Origin of the sequence: Sphingomonas morindae, assembly GCF_023822065.1 — a bacterium.
GTDB classification, from domain to species: domain Bacteria; phylum Pseudomonadota; class Alphaproteobacteria; order Sphingomonadales; family Sphingomonadaceae; genus Solisphingomonas; species Solisphingomonas morindae.
In genome coordinates, this window is the sequence record NZ_CP084930.1 from 3,062,131 (window position 1) to 3,077,156 (window position 15,026).

Annotated in this window: 16 protein-coding genes; 6 read left to right on the plus strand and 10 right to left on the minus strand. The window is 72.1% G+C overall.

All coding sequences use genetic code 11. From position 1 onward, the window contains the following. Positions 1 to 15: 15 nt before the first annotated feature. The 3 genes from LHA26_RS14890 to LHA26_RS14900 all read left to right on the plus strand — a co-directional run bounded on the left by LHA26_RS14890 (position 16) and on the right by LHA26_RS14900 (position 2,076). Positions 16 to 909 carry a LysR substrate-binding domain-containing protein gene (locus LHA26_RS14890; RefSeq protein ID WP_252166364.1) on the plus strand — a complete coding sequence of 298 codons (894 nt, stop codon included), beginning with the start codon at positions 16 to 18 and terminating at the stop codon, positions 907 to 909. A gap of 15 nt (positions 910 to 924) precedes the next feature. Further along, positions 925 to 1,575 carry a hypothetical protein gene (locus LHA26_RS14895; protein ID WP_252166365.1) on the plus strand — a complete coding sequence of 217 codons (651 nt, stop codon included), beginning with the start codon at positions 925 to 927 and terminating at the stop codon, positions 1,573 to 1,575. A gap of 78 nt (positions 1,576 to 1,653) precedes the next feature. After that, positions 1,654 to 2,076, plus strand: a complete 423-nt coding sequence (locus tag LHA26_RS14900) for a YbaN family protein (protein WP_252166366.1) — start codon at positions 1,654 to 1,656, stop codon at positions 2,074 to 2,076. 5 nt (positions 2,077 to 2,081) lie between these two features. Here the strand turns inward: LHA26_RS14900 and LHA26_RS14905 are convergent, their stop codons facing one another. Beyond that, positions 2,082 to 4,778, minus strand: a complete 2,697-nt coding sequence (locus LHA26_RS14905) for a DUF5695 domain-containing protein (protein ID WP_252166367.1) — start codon at positions 4,776 to 4,778, stop codon at positions 2,082 to 2,084. A gap of 80 nt (positions 4,779 to 4,858) precedes the next feature. Then, positions 4,859 to 5,920, minus strand: coding sequence for an SDR family oxidoreductase (locus LHA26_RS14910; protein ID WP_252166368.1), 1,062 nt, complete (start codon positions 5,918 to 5,920; stop codon positions 4,859 to 4,861). A gap of 95 nt (positions 5,921 to 6,015) precedes the next feature. Between LHA26_RS14910 and LHA26_RS14915 the strand changes: the two genes are divergently transcribed. After that, positions 6,016 to 6,396 (plus strand): winged helix-turn-helix transcriptional regulator, encoded by a 381-nt coding sequence (locus tag LHA26_RS14915; protein ID WP_252166369.1) that lies wholly within the window; start codon positions 6,016 to 6,018, stop codon positions 6,394 to 6,396. 39 nt (positions 6,397 to 6,435) lie between these two features. Here the strand turns inward: LHA26_RS14915 and galE are convergent, their stop codons facing one another. The 6 genes from galE to LHA26_RS14945 form a co-directional block, all read right to left on the minus strand. After that, complete coding sequence (gene galE, locus LHA26_RS14920; protein WP_252166370.1) at positions 6,436 to 7,431, minus strand: UDP-glucose 4-epimerase GalE; 996 nt, start codon at positions 7,429 to 7,431, stop codon at positions 6,436 to 6,438. Between the two features lie 36 nt (positions 7,432 to 7,467). Next, the gene (locus LHA26_RS14925) at positions 7,468 to 8,043 is read right to left on the minus strand and encodes a response regulator transcription factor (protein ID WP_252166371.1); all 576 of its coding nucleotides are present in this window, start codon (positions 8,041 to 8,043) and stop codon (positions 7,468 to 7,470) included. Further along, positions 8,040 to 9,608 (minus strand): ATP-binding protein, encoded by a 1,569-nt coding sequence (locus tag LHA26_RS14930; protein WP_252166372.1) that lies wholly within the window; start codon positions 9,606 to 9,608, stop codon positions 8,040 to 8,042. The genes LHA26_RS14925 and LHA26_RS14930 overlap by 4 nt, the downstream gene beginning before the upstream one ends. A 163-nt stretch (positions 9,609 to 9,771) precedes the next feature. Continuing rightward, entirely contained in the window at positions 9,772 to 10,662 is an 891-nt protein-coding gene (locus LHA26_RS14935; protein WP_252166373.1) for a LysR substrate-binding domain-containing protein, read from the minus strand. Further along, positions 10,659 to 11,231 (minus strand): cytochrome b, encoded by a 573-nt coding sequence (locus LHA26_RS14940; protein ID WP_252166374.1) that lies wholly within the window; start codon positions 11,229 to 11,231, stop codon positions 10,659 to 10,661. The genes LHA26_RS14935 and LHA26_RS14940 overlap by 4 nt, the downstream gene beginning before the upstream one ends. After that, entirely contained in the window at positions 11,228 to 12,304 is a 1,077-nt protein-coding gene (locus LHA26_RS14945; protein WP_252166375.1) for a catalase family peroxidase, read from the minus strand. Before LHA26_RS14945 ends, LHA26_RS14940 begins: the two co-directional genes overlap by 4 nt. A gap of 115 nt (positions 12,305 to 12,419) precedes the next feature. On the opposite strand from LHA26_RS14945, the gene LHA26_RS14950 reads away from it, so the two are divergent. Together LHA26_RS14950 and LHA26_RS14955 are read left to right on the plus strand one after the other, a co-directional pair. Next, a complete protein-coding gene (locus LHA26_RS14950) occupies positions 12,420 to 12,956 on the plus strand; it encodes a sigma-70 family RNA polymerase sigma factor (protein ID WP_252166376.1) in 537 nt (178 codons plus the stop codon). Next, complete coding sequence (locus LHA26_RS14955) at positions 12,953 to 13,729, plus strand: anti-sigma factor family protein (protein ID WP_252166377.1); 777 nt, start codon at positions 12,953 to 12,955, stop codon at positions 13,727 to 13,729. Before LHA26_RS14950 ends, LHA26_RS14955 begins: the two co-directional genes overlap by 4 nt. Here the strand turns inward: LHA26_RS14955 and LHA26_RS14960 are convergent, their stop codons facing one another. Further along, entirely contained in the window at positions 13,730 to 14,353 is a 624-nt protein-coding gene (locus LHA26_RS14960; RefSeq protein WP_252166378.1) for an ATP-binding cassette domain-containing protein, read from the minus strand. After that, positions 14,343 to 15,026: a molybdate ABC transporter permease subunit gene (modB, locus tag LHA26_RS14965; RefSeq protein WP_252166379.1), complete on the minus strand. Its 684-nt coding sequence runs from the start codon at positions 15,024 to 15,026 to the stop codon at positions 14,343 to 14,345. Before modB ends, LHA26_RS14960 begins: the two co-directional genes overlap by 11 nt.

A 15,026-nucleotide genomic window follows, 5' to 3' on the forward strand; every position in this document is an offset into this window, starting at 1 on the left:
GCAGGCAGGCGAACAATGGCGGTGGAGCTGAACGATCTGGCGCTGTTCGTCGCGGTGGCCCGCGCGCGCGGCTTCCGCGAGGCGGCGCGCGGGCTGGGCGCGAGCCCTTCGGGGTTGAGCGAGACGATCCGGCGGCTCGAGGCGGCGCTGGGGGTGCGGCTGTTCAACCGCACCACGCGCAGCGTCGCGCTCACCGAGGCGGGCGAGCGGCTGCTGGCGCGGCTCGGCCCGGCGCTGCGCGAGGTCGATTCCGCGCTCGACGTGGTCAACAGCTTCCGCAGCCGCCCGGCGGGCACGCTGCGGCTCAACGTGCCGATCAGCGTCGCGCGGCTGATCCTGCCGGATATCGTGCCGGGCTTTCTCGCCGCCTATCCCGATATCCGGCTCGAGGTGGTGGCCGAGGATGATTTTGTCGATCTGCTCGCCGCCGGCTGCGACGCCGGTATCCGCTATGACGAGCGGCTGGAGCAGGACATGATCGCGGTGCCGATCGGTCCGCGCGAGCAGCGCTTCGCCGCCGCCGCCGCGCCCGCCTATCTCGCCGCACGCGGCACGCCGGCACATCCGCGCGATCTGCTCGGCCATGCCTGTGTGCGCGGCCGCTTCCGCAGCGGCGCCATGCCGATCTGGGAGTTCGAGCGCGGCGACGAGACGCTCCGGATCGAGCCGCAGGGGCCGCTGATCGTCAGCCCGGGCGGCGCGATGGATCTCGCCATCGCCACCGCCATCGCGGGGCAGGGGATCGTCTATCTGTTCGAGGCGTGGCTGCGCCCCGCGCTCGAGAGCGGCGCCCTTACGCCGGTGCTCGAAAGCTGGTGGCCGCGCTTTCCCGGCCCCTTCCTCTATTATCCCGGTCGAAGGCTGGTGCCCGCGCCGCTGCGCGCCTTTATCGACCATATCAGAGGCTGATTGGGAGTATCCGCCATGTTCGCTGTGCCGCTGCTGCTCGCGCTCGCCGCCGCGCCCGCCTGGCCCGACACGCCGCTCGCCCGCGCCGAGGCGCTGGCGGCGGTGCAGACGCTCAACGCCGATCTGCTCAGCCATGACAGCGCGACGCTGACGCTGGAGCGCTGGTGCGACCGCCACCGCATCGCTACGCCCGCGACAGTCGTCGCCGACCGCGAGACGGGGGCGGCGCCCCCGCCGCCCGAGGACCTGCGCGCGCGGCTGGCGGTCGGGCCGGACGAGCCGATCGCCTATCGCCGCGTGGCGCTACGCTGTGGCGACATGGTCCTGTCGCGGGCGGATAATTGGTATGTGCCGGCGCGGCTCACGGCGGCGATGAACGCGGCCCTGGCCTCGAGCGACACGCCGTTCGGCAAGGTCGTGCGGCCGCTCGGCTTCCAGCGACACACGCTGTCGGCGCGGCTGCTCTGGTCGCCGCTTCCGGCGGAGTGGGACGTGCCGGGCGCGCCGCCGCCTCCCAAAGCCCCGGCCGGCGCGACGCTGCGCTGGCCCGATGCGCTGATCGAGCATCGCGCGGTGCTGGTGCGCGCGGACGGCCTGCCCTTCAGCCTGGTGGTGGAACGCTATGCCGGCGCGGTGCTCGCCTTCCCGCCGCCGGCCGCGCGCTGATCGCCTGCCGCTTTCGCTATTGCGAAGCGCTGGCAGCCGCGCCTAGGCTCGCGGCGTGGCGAAGCGGCGGGGACGGGCATGACGCCAGACGGGAAGCAAGGCCTGCCGCCGGCGGGCCGGATGATGCGCGGGGTCTGGCTCGGGCTGGGGCTGGTCTGTGTGGGGCTCGGCATCATCGGCGCGCTGCTGCCGCTGATGCCCACCACCATCTTCCTGATCCTCGCCGCCGGCTGCTTCGCGCGCTCCTCGCCCCGGCTCGAGGCCTGGCTGCTCGACCATCGGCATTTCGGGCCGAGCCTGCGCGCCTGGCGCGCCGAGGGGGCGATGAGTGGCCGCGCCAAGGCCATGGCCTGTGGCGGCATGGCGATGGGCTATGGCCTGTTCTGCTGGGGCGCCCAGCCGCGCCCGCTGCTGGCGCTCGTGGTGCTGGCGCCGCTCGCCGCCTGCGCGGCCTTCCTTCTCAGCCGGCCGCGTCCGCGTCCGCCCGGTGCGGACGGCTGAAGCCTTCAGGCGCCGAGCGGCAGGTCGATCGAGGCGCCGCCGCGCGCGTCGATCGGCACCTCGCACGCCTGCCAGGGACCGCGGCCGCAGCGACGCTCGGCGCGCAGCGACGTGCCCGGCGCGAAGCGTTCGGCGATGAAGTCCAACTGCCCGCGCGCGCTGTCGTAGCGCACCAGCCGGTCCGCCGCGAAGCGCGCGTCGAGCAGGCGGAGATCGGCGCCGCCGTCCGCCAGCCGCAGCGCCAGACGGCGCCGCACGCCATCGCTCGGCCGCCAGTCGAGGGCGGGCCCGTCGGCGGCGAGCGCGCCGCCATAGCAGAGGCGGCCGAGGATCGGATCATCGGCCAGGATGGTGCGGGCCGCCCGCAGCGCGCCGGTGAAGCCGAGATCGATCTCGCACGCATAATACCAGGCGCCGCGATGATGCGGCTGGCCGAGCCAGGTGGTGCCGAACGGCGCGGGCTCGAAGCCGCCCGCCGCCGCGCCGTCATTGCCGGCGCCCGGATACCAATAGCCATGGCCGTCTGCCGCCGCGCCGCTGTTGAGCAGCGCCCAGGCGCTGAGCTGCGAGGCATAGCCGAGCCTGAGCAGCGCGTGGGGATCCTCGGCATCGTTGAGCGCATAGTCCAGCACCGCCCAGCCGCCCATCTGCGCCATATAGGTGAGCGTATAGCTGTCGCCCGCGCCGGCGCGGTAATCGCTGCCGAGATAGTAATAGGCGGGCTCGAGCCAGCCCCGGCAGAAGAGATTGGCGGCGATCTGGCGATCGCGGAAGGCGCGCGCCGCCGCCGGGGTGACGCCCATCGCCGCCGGCCGGTCCACCGCCGCCCGCGCCAGCGCCTGCGTGCTCTCGAAACCGGTCGAATCGAACGGATATTCCGATCCGAACAGATCCGTGTCGGGGCTTGCGAAGGTCCGCACCTTGCGCGCCCAATGCGCCTCCAGCGCGGCCGCCTCGCGCGTCTGGCCGGCCGCCTCGAGCGCCGCGACCAGCTCCGGGATCACGCATTCATTGTAGAAGCCAGTGCGATAGGCGGACCAGTCGGCCAGCCGCAGCGGCACGCTGAACATGGCCATCGCCGTGCCATAGGCGCGCGCCAGATAGAGGCTGGCCGGATGGCGCGTGGCGATGCCGGGATGATCGCGCGCGATCCGGTACATGCCGAAATAGAGCACCATGATGTGCGGATAATCATAGGGGCGCCAGACATGCGACCGCCCCTTCGGGCCGGGATCGGCGCTGTCGCGCAGCTGCTTCCAGTCGGGAATGCCGTAGAGCGCGAACGGATAGGGCTCCGCCTCGGTCTGCTGCAGCCCGCCCCAGAGGAAATGATCGATATAGAGGTCGAGCGCGGCCACCTCGGCGGCGACCGGATGCTCGGCATTCTTGGTGGCGAGGAAGGCGGGCTTGGCGAGGCCGGGATCGTCGCACGTCACCTCGTAGATGCGCCAGCCGCGGATGCGATCATAGTCGTCCGGGCCGAGCAGCCGCTGGCGATCCATCGCCCATTCGCCGAGCAGGCCATAATACCAGCGCGTCGGGTCGCGGTGCTGGTGCGCGGCCAGAAAGGCGCCGCGCTTGGCGATCATCGTCTCCAGCGGCTCGGTCGCGAAAAATTCGAGATGGGTCGCGCGTCCGCCGGACTGGTGGAGCGTCAGCCGGTTCTCCCCCAGCCGCGCGAAACCGATGCGATAGCGCTGATAGCCGGCGCGCGGCGGCAGCGGGGTGATGCGGGTCGATCCGGCATGTTCGGCGGTGATGGCGGCGATCGGATCGGCCGAGCGCAGCGCCAGCTCGACCTCGAGATCGCGCGGGATCGTCATCCCCGGCGCCAGCTCGACATCGATCAGCCCGGCCTCGGCGATGGCGGCGCGCGCCGCGGCATAATCCGCTACCCATTGGAGGCGGAAGCCGTAGCGGCGGCGCGCGCCGGGGGCGAGGGTGAGGGCGCTGACCGGCAGCCGCCAGCGCGTGCCGCCCGCCCGCGCCTCGCCCTCGGCGGCGGCGGCGTGGAGATAGGCGCACCAGCTCTCCGTTTCGCCGGGCGCGGCCGGCTGGACCGACCAATATTCGAGCGCGGTGTCGCGCTCGGGGAGCAGCAGAAGATACGGGCCGGCGCTGTTCGATCGCATCCAGAAGATGTGCGAGCCATGGCCGGACACGAAGCTGTGCTTCATCACCGCCGCCAGCGGCGACGGCGCCTGGGCGAAATCGGTCGCCATCGGCATGGGCAGGAAGAGATCGCCGATCTCGACCGGGTCCGCGCCCTGATTGGCGAGCGTGATCGTCCAGCGAAGCGTCGCGCCCTCGAGGCGCCACGCGCTGGCGAGCGCGAGGCCGTCCGCCGCCGCCGTCACGCGCAGTGCGCCCGGCCGCAGCGTCACCGCGCCGCCGCGCGTGGAAAGCGGCCGCCATGCCTCGCCCGCACCCCGGCGGAAGCGCAGATGCGCATGGCCCAGCCCCGCGCCCGGCCGGACATAATCCGTCTCGTACCGGTCGCCCGCGAACCGCAGGCTCGTCAGCGCGCCGCCGTGGCAGCCGAGGCGGAAGGCATCGCCCCGGCCGCCGAGCCGCGCGCTGATCCGCCGGGCGGGTGGCGGCGGCGTGGCAGGCGCGGCGGCGAGCAGGGGAAGCGCCACGCCCGCGCGGAGCAGCGCGCGTCGACCCAGCCTGATCGCTCGGCGCCGTCCTTCCATCGCCATCCCCCTGATCCGCCCCGTCACCTACGCCATGATGCGGCCGCCCTCCCGCCAAGTCAAATACGGTATACTATCATTGAGGGTCAGGGGATCAGCCGCTCGCGGCGCAACTGCTCGAACAGGGCGAAGAAGGCGTCATCGGTCGGCTGATAGGCGGTGAAGCCCAGCCGCCGGCTCTTGGACATGTCCGTCACCACCTCGATCGGCCGGCCGAGATCGGCATCGCTGTGCCAGGGCGAGGCCAGCCGCGCGAGGTCGGGCTCGGCCAGCCCCTCACGCTCGGCGATCCGCCGCCAGAGCGGCCCATCCTCGGCCATCTGCGACGCGAGCGGAACCATGGTCCCATCAAAGGGCGCGGGCTCGAGCCCGAACCAGGCGGCGATGCGGCCCCACATCCATTGCCAGCGGAAGACATCGCCATTGACCAAGTTGAACGCCTCATTGTGCGCCGCCTCCGTCTCCGTCGCCCAGAGCAGATGGCGGGCGAGCTGGCCGGCGTCGGTCATGTCGGTCAGGCCGGACCATTGCGCCGGCGAGCCGGGGAAGCGGAACGGGCGGCCGGTCTCGCGGCACAGGCTCGCATAGACGGCGAGCGTGGTGCCCATGTTCATGGCGTTGCCCACCGCCTTACCGATCACCGTGTGCGGCCGGTGCACGCTCCAGCTAAAGCCATCCCGCGCCGCCGCGTCGAACACGACATCTTCCTGCGCATAGTAAAAATTCTCGACGTCGAACCGGCCCTGCTCCTCGCGGAAGGGGGTTTCCGGCAGGCGTCCCTGGCCATAGGCCTCGAACGGCCCGAGATAATGTTTGAGCCCGGTGACGAGCGCGACGTGCCGGGGCGCTCGCGGCTTGGCAAGGCCATCGAGCAGGTTGCGCACCATCGCCGAGTTGACGCGGATATTCTCCGCCTCGCTGTCCTGCCGCAGCCAGGTGGTGATGAACACGGCATCGGGCGCATGGTCGCCGAGCGCGGCCGCGGTGGCGGCGCGATCCTGGAGATCGACCGCGAGCGGATGCACGCCCGGCTGGCTGCCGGGCCGCCGCGCGAGCCCATGCACCGTCCATCCCTCCGCCGCGAGCAGCGCCGCCGTCGCGCCGCCGACAATGCCGCTCGCGCCTACCACCAGAGCCGTTTTCGCCATCTTCGTGCCTCCTGTCGTCGGCCACCGCAGCTAGGCAGTCGCCGCGCCGGCTTCTAGACGGCACCGATCAGGAACCTAGGCACCAAGAGGTACCCATGGATAAGGGAAGTCCCGAGGCGGCATGGCGGGAGGATTGCGCGCCGCGCCGCGTGCTGGAGCTGTTCGCCACCAAATGGACCAGCATGGTGCTCCACACGCTCCACGCCCGCCATCAGGGCGCCGCCCGCACCGGTCTGCTCCAGCGCAGCCTGCCCGGCATCTCCAAGAAGATGCTGACGCAGACGCTGCGCGACATGGAGGCGAGCGGGCTGATCAGCCGCCATGTCGATTCGGTGGTGCCGCCGGCGGTGACCTATCGTCTGACGCCGCTCGGCACGCGCTGCGTCGAGCCGGTCGAGCTGCTCTATGGCTGGGGCCGCGCCAATGCCGACGCGCTGGACGCGCTTCAGCCCCGCCCCAGCGCGCGTCGACGCTGACCGGCGGCGCGCTCGGCCGCGTATCGCCGGCGGCCCGGATCAGCGGCGTTCGGCGAGATTGCGCTCCCAGGCCAGCGCGTCGCGGATGATCGCCTCGAGATCGTCATGGCGCGGCCGCCAGCCGAGCGTCGCCAGGATCTTGCTGTTGTCCGCCACCAGGGCGGCGGGATCGCCGGCGCGGCGGCCTTCCAGCCGGCGCTCGATCGGCAGGTTGGTGACGCGATCCACCGCGTCCAGCACCTCCAGCACCGAATAGCCATGGCCATAGCCGCAGTTCATGACATGGCTTTCCTCGGGCCGGGCGACGAGCAGATCGAGCGCCTCGACATGGGCGGCCGCAAGATCGCTGACATGGATATAGTCGCGCACGCCGGTACCGTCGGCGGTGTCGAAATCGGTCCCGAACACGCCGACATGGCCGCGCTTGCCCGTCGCCGCCTCGACCGCGACCTTGATGAGGTGGGTGGCGCCGGCGGTGGACTGGCCGGTGCGGCCCTGCGGATCGGCGCCCGCCACGTTGAAATAGCGCAGCGCGCAATAGTTGAGCGGATGCGCGCGCGCGACATCGCCGAGCATGATCTCGGTCATCAGCTTGGACATGCCATAGGGGTTGATCGGCTGGGTCGGATCGGATTCCGCCACCGGCACGCGCGCGGGGGTGCCATAGGTGGCGGCGGTGGAGGAGAAGATGAAGTGGCGCACGCCCGCCGCCACCGCGCTGGCGATCAGCGCGCGGCTCGCGACCGTGTTGTTCTTGTAATATTTGAGCGGGTTCTCGACCGATTCGGGGACGATGATCGAGCCCGCGAAATGCATGATCGCGCGCACCTGATGCTCGCGCAGCACGCTCTGCACGCGCGCCTCATCCTCGATCTCGGCCTCGACGAAGCTGGCGCGCGGATCCACCGCCCAGCGGAAGCCGGTGGTGAGATTGTCGATCACCACCACGTCCCACCCGGCGTCCAGCAGCGCGAGCACCGCGTGGCTGCCGATATAGCCGGCCCCGCCGGTCACCAGAACGCTTCCCTTGCTCATCGTCATATCCCCTGTCGCATGCCCTGCGGCACGTCCTCATTGCGCCAGCGAGATGAGTTGCGCCAAGCCTTTCGAGCCGGTCTTGAGCAGAATCGAGGCGCGATGGTCCTCAACCGTGCGCGGGGAGAGGCCCAGCCGCTCCGCCACCACCTTGTTGGGGTGGCCTTGCACCAGCAGATCAAAGACCTGGCGCTCGCGCTGGCTCAGCGTCGAAAGCCGCTCCGCGGCGGCGCGCTGGCGGCGCGACCAGACGACGCCTTCCGTCACCGCCGTCAGCAGCCGCGACTCGTCGAGCGGTTTCTCGAGATAGTCGAGGCCGCCATGGCGGCGGATCGAATCGACGGCATGGGCGGTGGTGGGCCAGGCGGTCATGAACAGGATGGCGATATGCGGATCGTCCCGGCGCAGCTGCTCGGCGACGGCGAAGCCGTCATCGTCACCCAGCATCATGTCGGTGAGGAGGCAATCGGCCGCGCGGGCACGGTGCGCGGGCCGCAGCGTCGCCTGGTCGGGAAAGGCGGCCGCGACGAAGCCGTGCCGATGGAGCAGCCGCGCCACGCTGGCCCCCAGATCGGCATCGTCGTCGACGATGTAAACCACGCCCTCGGTCACTTGCTGGCTCCATAGCTTGGCATGATGATGCGGTAGGTGAAGCGGTCCTCGCCGCGCTCGCGCTCGAGCCGGCCGCCATGCGCCTCGACGATGGCGCGGGTCACGATCAGGCCGATGCCCATGCCGTCGTGCGCGCGGCCATCGGCGCCGAGATCGTTGCTGACATCGAGCCGGATCTCGCCACCCGCCGCATGGGCGGACAGGCGCACCGGCCCGGCCGAGGCCTGGAGCGCGTTGCGCACAAGGTTGATCACCGCCTGCGCCATTTCCACCTCCTGGCCGGCGATCACCAGGCCGGACCCGGCGGGTTCGACGATCAGCCGGCCGTGGCCCGTCCTCGCTTCGGCGCCCGCCAGCGTGCGCACCAGATCGAGCAGAGCGGGCACCGGCAGCGGGCCGGCGCCCTCGACGCTGCGACCGCCGAAGCGGCGCAGCCGCCGCACGAGATCGGACAGCGCGCTCGCCTTGCGATGGATCAGCCCGGTGATCTCGGCGATCTCGCCACCGATGGGCTGGGCGACCTCGTGCAGCCGCTTCGCCTCGATCGACAGGGTGGAGAGCGGCTGGCTGATCTCGTGGATCACCGCCACCGACATAGCGCGCAGCGTCTTCAGCCGATCCGCCTGGTAGAGCAGCTTGTCGCGGCGGCGCAGATCGGCGCGCGCCTCGGTCAGGGCGTCGGCGAAGCTGCCGGCGAGATAGCCCGCCACCACCACAGTGGAGAGGGCAAGGTGGATCTGGAGCCGCGCCGCCACCGGAACCCCGGCGGCCGAATAGGGCAGCACCAGCAGGATCGCGATCAATATGTAGATCCACGCCGCCGCCCGGCCGAACCGGAAGCCGATCCAGACGATCGCGAACATCACCGGCATCGGGTGCAGCCCCAGGCCGGCGGCGCGCAGCGTCAGCGTCATGGCGATCGAGATGAGGAACACCGCCCCCGTCTCGGCGCAGGCGGCGAGCCGGGGCGGCCGGCGCGGCAGGCGTGCGCGTCCGGTCAACAGATCCGCTGCCCAGAGCAGCGGCGGCGTCACCACCAGCGTGCCGAGCAGATCCCCGATCAGGAAGGAGGCGAGCGACAGCACCAGCGCGCGCCAATCGGCCACCCCCGTCAGCTCGGGGCGGGTCAGCGCCTGGGGCAGGGCCGCCAGCGTCGCGGCATTGGGCGCGAGCACACTCGCCAGCCCCAGCGCCATCGGCCGGTAGGAGATTTCGGCCCGCGAGCGGCGCGCCACATGGCGCACCCCCCACACCACCGCCGCATAGGCGAAGACCGGCCGGATCACCCCGATCAGCGTGATCGGCCAGTCCCGCGTCCAGGGATTGATCGCGCCGGTCAGCGTGTCCACCATAAGCTCGATCACCGCCAGCGCCGGCGCGAGCTTGACCCCGCCGCGCCACAGAAAGGCGAGGCGCACGCCCGCCGCCGGGAACCACAGCGAATAGAAGCCGGCGCCGCCGCCCCAGGGATCGGCGGCGGCATGGGCGATGCCGAAGGCCAGCGCATAGAGCAGCAGCACCAGCGGCGCGCGCGCGCGCGGCAACAGGCCAGCGGCGCGAGCCAAAGGAACGCTTGCTGCGCGGAGCGGTCGCGTCGCTGGGGTCATCCAGCTAAGTCATTGCAATCACGGCTTTGTGATTCGCATCAACAAAAGTGCCGACTGCGCCGGATCGGGTCGAATTGCGGTTCTGGCGCGGCAGTGCCGCCACAGGCGGACGGTCGCGGGGTCAGATCACCCAGTCGGCCGCCGCCGTATAGCCCCGGATCGTCTCCAGCAGCGCGTCTGCGGCGCGGCTTTGGTAGCGCTCCTTCTGGCGCAGCGCGAAGAAGGGGCGCACCGGCATGTCCATCGCCGCCGCCGTCACCATGCGCGCGGTGAGCGCAGGCGCCACCACCAGCTCGGACAGGGCGGCGCAGCCTGCGCCGGCGCGCACGGCGGCGAGCACCGCCTCGTTCGACGGCAGAGTGAGGCTTACGGTGAGCGCCTGCGGATCGACGCCGCGCGCGGCGAGCACCGCCTCGAAGCTGGCGCGCGTGCCGGAGCCGCGTTCGCGCATCACCCAGCACGCTTCGACCAGCCAGGCATTGGTGATGGCGGGGACGGGATCGGGCGCGATCAGCCGCAGCCGATCGGTGCCGACGGGCCATTGCGCCAGCGCGGGATCATCCACCGGCCCCTCGACAAAGCCGAGCTCCGCCTCGCCGGCCTGCACCGCGCGCGCCGCCGCTTCGGTATTGGCGATCGCCACCGCCAGCGCCACGCCCGGATAGCGCCGGCGAAAGGCGGCGAGCCGTTCGGGCAGCCAATAGGCGACGATCGTCTGGCTCGCCACCAGCCGCAGGCTGCCGCGCGTCAGGCCCGCCAGATCGGCCAGCGCCTGCTCGGCCCCGGCGGCGCGCGCCAGCACCGCGCGCGCCTCTTCCAGAAACACGCGGCCCGCCTCGGTCAGCTCGATCCGCCGACCGACGCGGTGGAAGAGCTTGACGCCGTGGCGCGCCTCGAGCGCCGCCACCGCGCCGCTCGCCGCCGACTGGGTGAGCGCCAGCGCCTCCGCCGCGCGCGTGACATGCTCGCGCTCCGCGACCGCGACGAAGATGCGCAGCTGCTCCAGCGTCATCGCCGCTCCCGCACCCCCGGCTCCCGGCGGCCGCCATGGCCGATCGTCATGCTGCGTAGCACGCCGTCGCGGCGGATCAGGCCATGCATCAGCGCGGCGGCGAGATGCACGAGGATCAGCGCGAAGAAGAGCAACGCGACGATCGTGTGCAGCGCGCGCAGCGGCGCGTAGAGGCGCAGATCATGCGGCAGGATCGGCGGCAGCACCAGCCCGAGCCCGAGCCGCACCGGATAGCCGCCCGCCGAGAGCATCGCCCAGCCGATCAGCGGCATCGCCGCCATGCTGGCATAGAGCAGCCAGTGCGACGCCTTGGCGGCGAAGCGCTGCGGCGCGGGCAGATCGGCCGGGAGCGCGGGCGCGCCGGTGGCGAGCCGGAGCGCGAGGCGCAGCACGACGAGCGCGAGAATGGCGATCCCAAGCGGCCGGTGCAGCGCCAGCAGGCGCGGATAGGCGGGGCCGGCGGTGGAGACCATCGCCACGCCGACGAACAGCATCGTCAGCACCAGCAGCGCCATCAGCCAGTGCACCAGCCGCAGCGCGGGGTGGAAATCGGGCGAGGGGCGGCTCATCGCGCGGTCTCCTTGGCAAGATCCTGGCCGATGGCGCTGGGTCCGGGCCCTTCGGCGGCGCGCCGGTTGAAGGAGGAGGAATAGGCCTTGGAGCGCGCCGCGAGCAGCGGATCGTCCGACAGGCCGATGCCGCGCGGCAGGATGGTGGGATCGAAATTGATGTCGCGGCAGGCGCCGGTCTCTTCCGGTTGGACCGCGCTGAGCGTGAGCGTGCCCGCATCGATCGTGCGGTGCGGCCCCTGCCAGGCGACCGTCGCCTTGTCGGTCACGTCGCCTGGATTGGCGACCACCAGCTCAAGCCGCCAGCGCGACGGGCCCCTGGCGGTGCGCGCCACCATCTCGCGGAAGAGATAGTCGCGCGGCAGCGCATCGAGATGCGCGAGGTCGAGCCCGGCGAGCGGCGCCTCGGGCACGAAGCGCCAGCGCACCAGCCGGGCGGCGCCGGCACTATCGGTGAAGCGGAACGCGTTGATGCTGTAGTAGGTGGCGTTGGCGAAGCTGTTCGGCAGCACCGCATGCGCCATATAGTCCTGAAACGCCTTCACCTCGGGATGGGCGGCGATGAAGGGGGCGAGGATCGCGGGATCGGGCTTGCCGGTGCGCGGATCGGGCGTGGTCGCGCGCTGCAGCGCCACGAAGCTCGGCACGTCGGCCACGGGGAAGATGGGCGTGTGGTCCATCGCCATGCGCCATTCCTCGCCATCGGGCGCGGTCAGCCGCAGGGCGATCGCGTGGAACACCGGCCGCCCATCCCCCGCGAGCGGATTGCCGCCGCCCAGCGAGAATCGGCCGAGCACCGGATAGCGGCCGCGCCGCAGCAGCACGGCCTCGCTCAGCGCGGCGCCGTTCCCGGTCGCGTCGAACGCGCCGGTGAAGCACAGCCCCTTGGCATGGGCGCGGCGATAATGGGGATGGCGTCCGCCATTGGCGTCCAAGGCGGTGACGATCGTGCCGCCATCGATCCTTTTCGGGCCGAGCCAGCCCGCAGCCCAGGCGAAGGCGGCGGCGAGCAGCAGCACGATCGCGCCGATCAGCGCGGCGGGCGCGGCGAACGCGCGGCGGGTGGGGGGCATAAGCGTCCGATCCTGGTTGAGGCTTTGTAGGAAGACGATGGCGCCCAAAGCTTTATTCCGCATAGCCGCAAAAAATCCGGACGCGGCGCGGGACGCTGCCTTATAGCTCTGGATCATGGTCCGCCCATCCTCAGACGCCGAGATGATCGCCGGGGTGCGGCCGCTGATCCCGGCGCTGCGCCGCTATGCCCGCGCGCTGCTACGCGACGGCGACGAGGCGGACGATCTGGTGCAGGACGCGCTGGAGCGGGCGCTCCGGCGCTGGGCGCAGCGCCAGCCCGGCATGAGCGCGCGCGGCTGGCTGTTCGCGATCCTCCACAATCTCGCCATCGATCGACTGCGGCGGCGCGCGCGCCAGGGCGTGGCCGAGCCGCTGGAGGCGGTGCCCGCGGCGCGGCTGGTGACGCCGGCGGGGCAGGAGGAGGCGCTCGCGCGCGCCGATATCCTGCGCCTGCTGGATCGCCTGCCCGAGGAGCAGCGCGCCGCGCTGCTGCTGATCGGCGTCGAGGAGCTCAGCTATGGCGAGGCGGCGCTGGTGCTCGGCGTGCCGGTGGGCACGGTGATGTCGCGCCTGTCGCGCGGGCGCGAGCGGCTGCGCCGGCTCGCCGAGGGCGCGGACACCGGCCGCCCCGCGCTCAGGATCGTGCGATGACCGCGCCCGAGCCGACCGAGGCCGAGCTCCAGGCGCATGTGGACGGCTGCCTGCCGCCCGCGCGCATCGCCGCCGTGACGGCCTGGCTGGGCGAACATCCGGACGAGGCGGCGCGGCTGCGCGCCTATGCGGACCAGCGCGATGCCCTTCGCGCCGCATTGGCGCCGGTGGCCGCGGAAGCGGTGCCGCCCGCGCTCGATCCCGCCCATTTCGTCGGCGCGGCGCCGGCGGCGTCGTCGGCGCGGCCACGTCGCGGCTGGGCGCGCGCCGCCGCCGTCCTGCTGCTCGGCGCCGCCGCCGGCTGGACGCTGCGCGGCTGGCAGGCGCCACCCACCGCCGGCACCGCCGCGCTCGCCCGCGAGGCGGTGGCGAGCTATGCCGTCTATGCCCGCGATCCGGCGCGGCCGGTGGAGATGCCCGCCGCCGCGCGCGGCACGCTGGACGGCTGGTTTTCCGCGCGCCTGTCGCGCCCCGTCGCCGCGCCCGATCTCGCCGCCGCCGGGCTGCGGCTGATCGGTGGCCGGCTGGTGGCGACGGATCATGGGCCCGCCGGCCTCTATCTCTACCAGGATCGGGGCGGCCGCCGCATCGCTTTGTATCTCCGTCCGATGGAGGTGGACCGGAACGATCGCATGACGGCGCGCGCCCAGTCCGGCCTCAGCGGCTGGACCTGGGCGGATGACGGGCTCGGCTTCGGGCTGTTCGGCGCGGCGCCCTCAGGCACGCTGCACGCGGCCGCCACGCTGGTCCGCGCGCAGTTCCGCCGGGTCTGATCAGTCGAGCACGATCTCGGTGGCGGCGAGGCGCGTCGCCTCCTCCCGATCGTGCGTGACATAGAGGGTCGGCAGGCCGAGCCGATCGCGGATGTCCTCGATCACTTGCAAAATACCTTCGCGCCGGGCGGGATCGAGCGCGCTCAGCGGCTCGTCCATCAGCAGCGCGCGCGCGCCCGCGAGCAGCGCCCGGCCGATCGCGACGCGCTGCGCCTCGCCGCCCGACAATTGCGCCGGCCAGCGCTCCAGAAGATCGCCGATGCCGAGAAAGCCGATCGCCTCGTCCGGGGTCATCCAGCGCGTGTCGGGCGGGGCGAGGCGATGGCCGTAGAGCAGGTTCCAGCGCACCCGCCGGTGCGGGAAGAGGCGGCCGTCCTGGAAGATATAGCCGATGCGGCGCCGCTCGGGCGGCACGAAGCGGCCGCTGCCGCTCTCGAACAGCGTCTCGCCGGCGAGGCGGACATGGCCGCGATCGGGCCGCACCAGCCCCGCGATCATATCGAGAATGCTGGTCTTGCCGGCGCCCGACACGCCGCGCAGCACGGTGATGCCTCCGGCGGTGGCGAAACGCGCGGCGATCAGCCTCGGCCCGCGCCGCAGCGCGACATCGACATCAAAGCACATGCTGCCTCGTCCGGCGCGACAGCACTTCCGAAGCGACCAGCGCGACCAGCGAGACCAGCACCGCGATCGCCGCCAGCCGCCACACCGCGCCCTCCTGGCCCGGCACCTGGAGCGCGGCATAGATGGCGAGCGGCAGGGTACGGGTTTCGCCCGGAATGTTGGAGGCGAAGGTGATGGTGGCGCCGAACTCGCCGATCGATCGCGCGAAGCCGAGCACCGCGCCCGCGACGATCCCCGGCGCCGAGAGCGGCAGGGTGACGGTGAGGAAACAGCGCCAAGGCCCCGCGCCCAGCGTCCGCGCCGCCCCCTCCAGCCGCGTGTCCACCGCCTCGATCGAGAGGCGCATGGCGCGCACCATCAGCGGCAGCGCCATGATCGCGGCGGCCAGCGCCGCCCCGGTCCAGCGGAAGATCAGCGTGATCCCGAACCAGGCGGCCAGCGGCCGGCCGAGCGGCCCCTGGCTGCCAAAGCCGATCAGCAGCAGCCAGCCGGTGACGACGGGCGGCAGCACCAGCGGCAGGTGGATCAGCGCGTCGAGCAGCGTCTTGCCGGGAAACCGGCCCCGCGCCAGCAGATAGGCGAGCGCGAAGGCGGGCGGCAGGCTGATCGCGATGGCGGCGCCGCCGACCTTGAGCGAAAGCCCGATGATCGTCCACTCCTCGGCGCTGAGCAT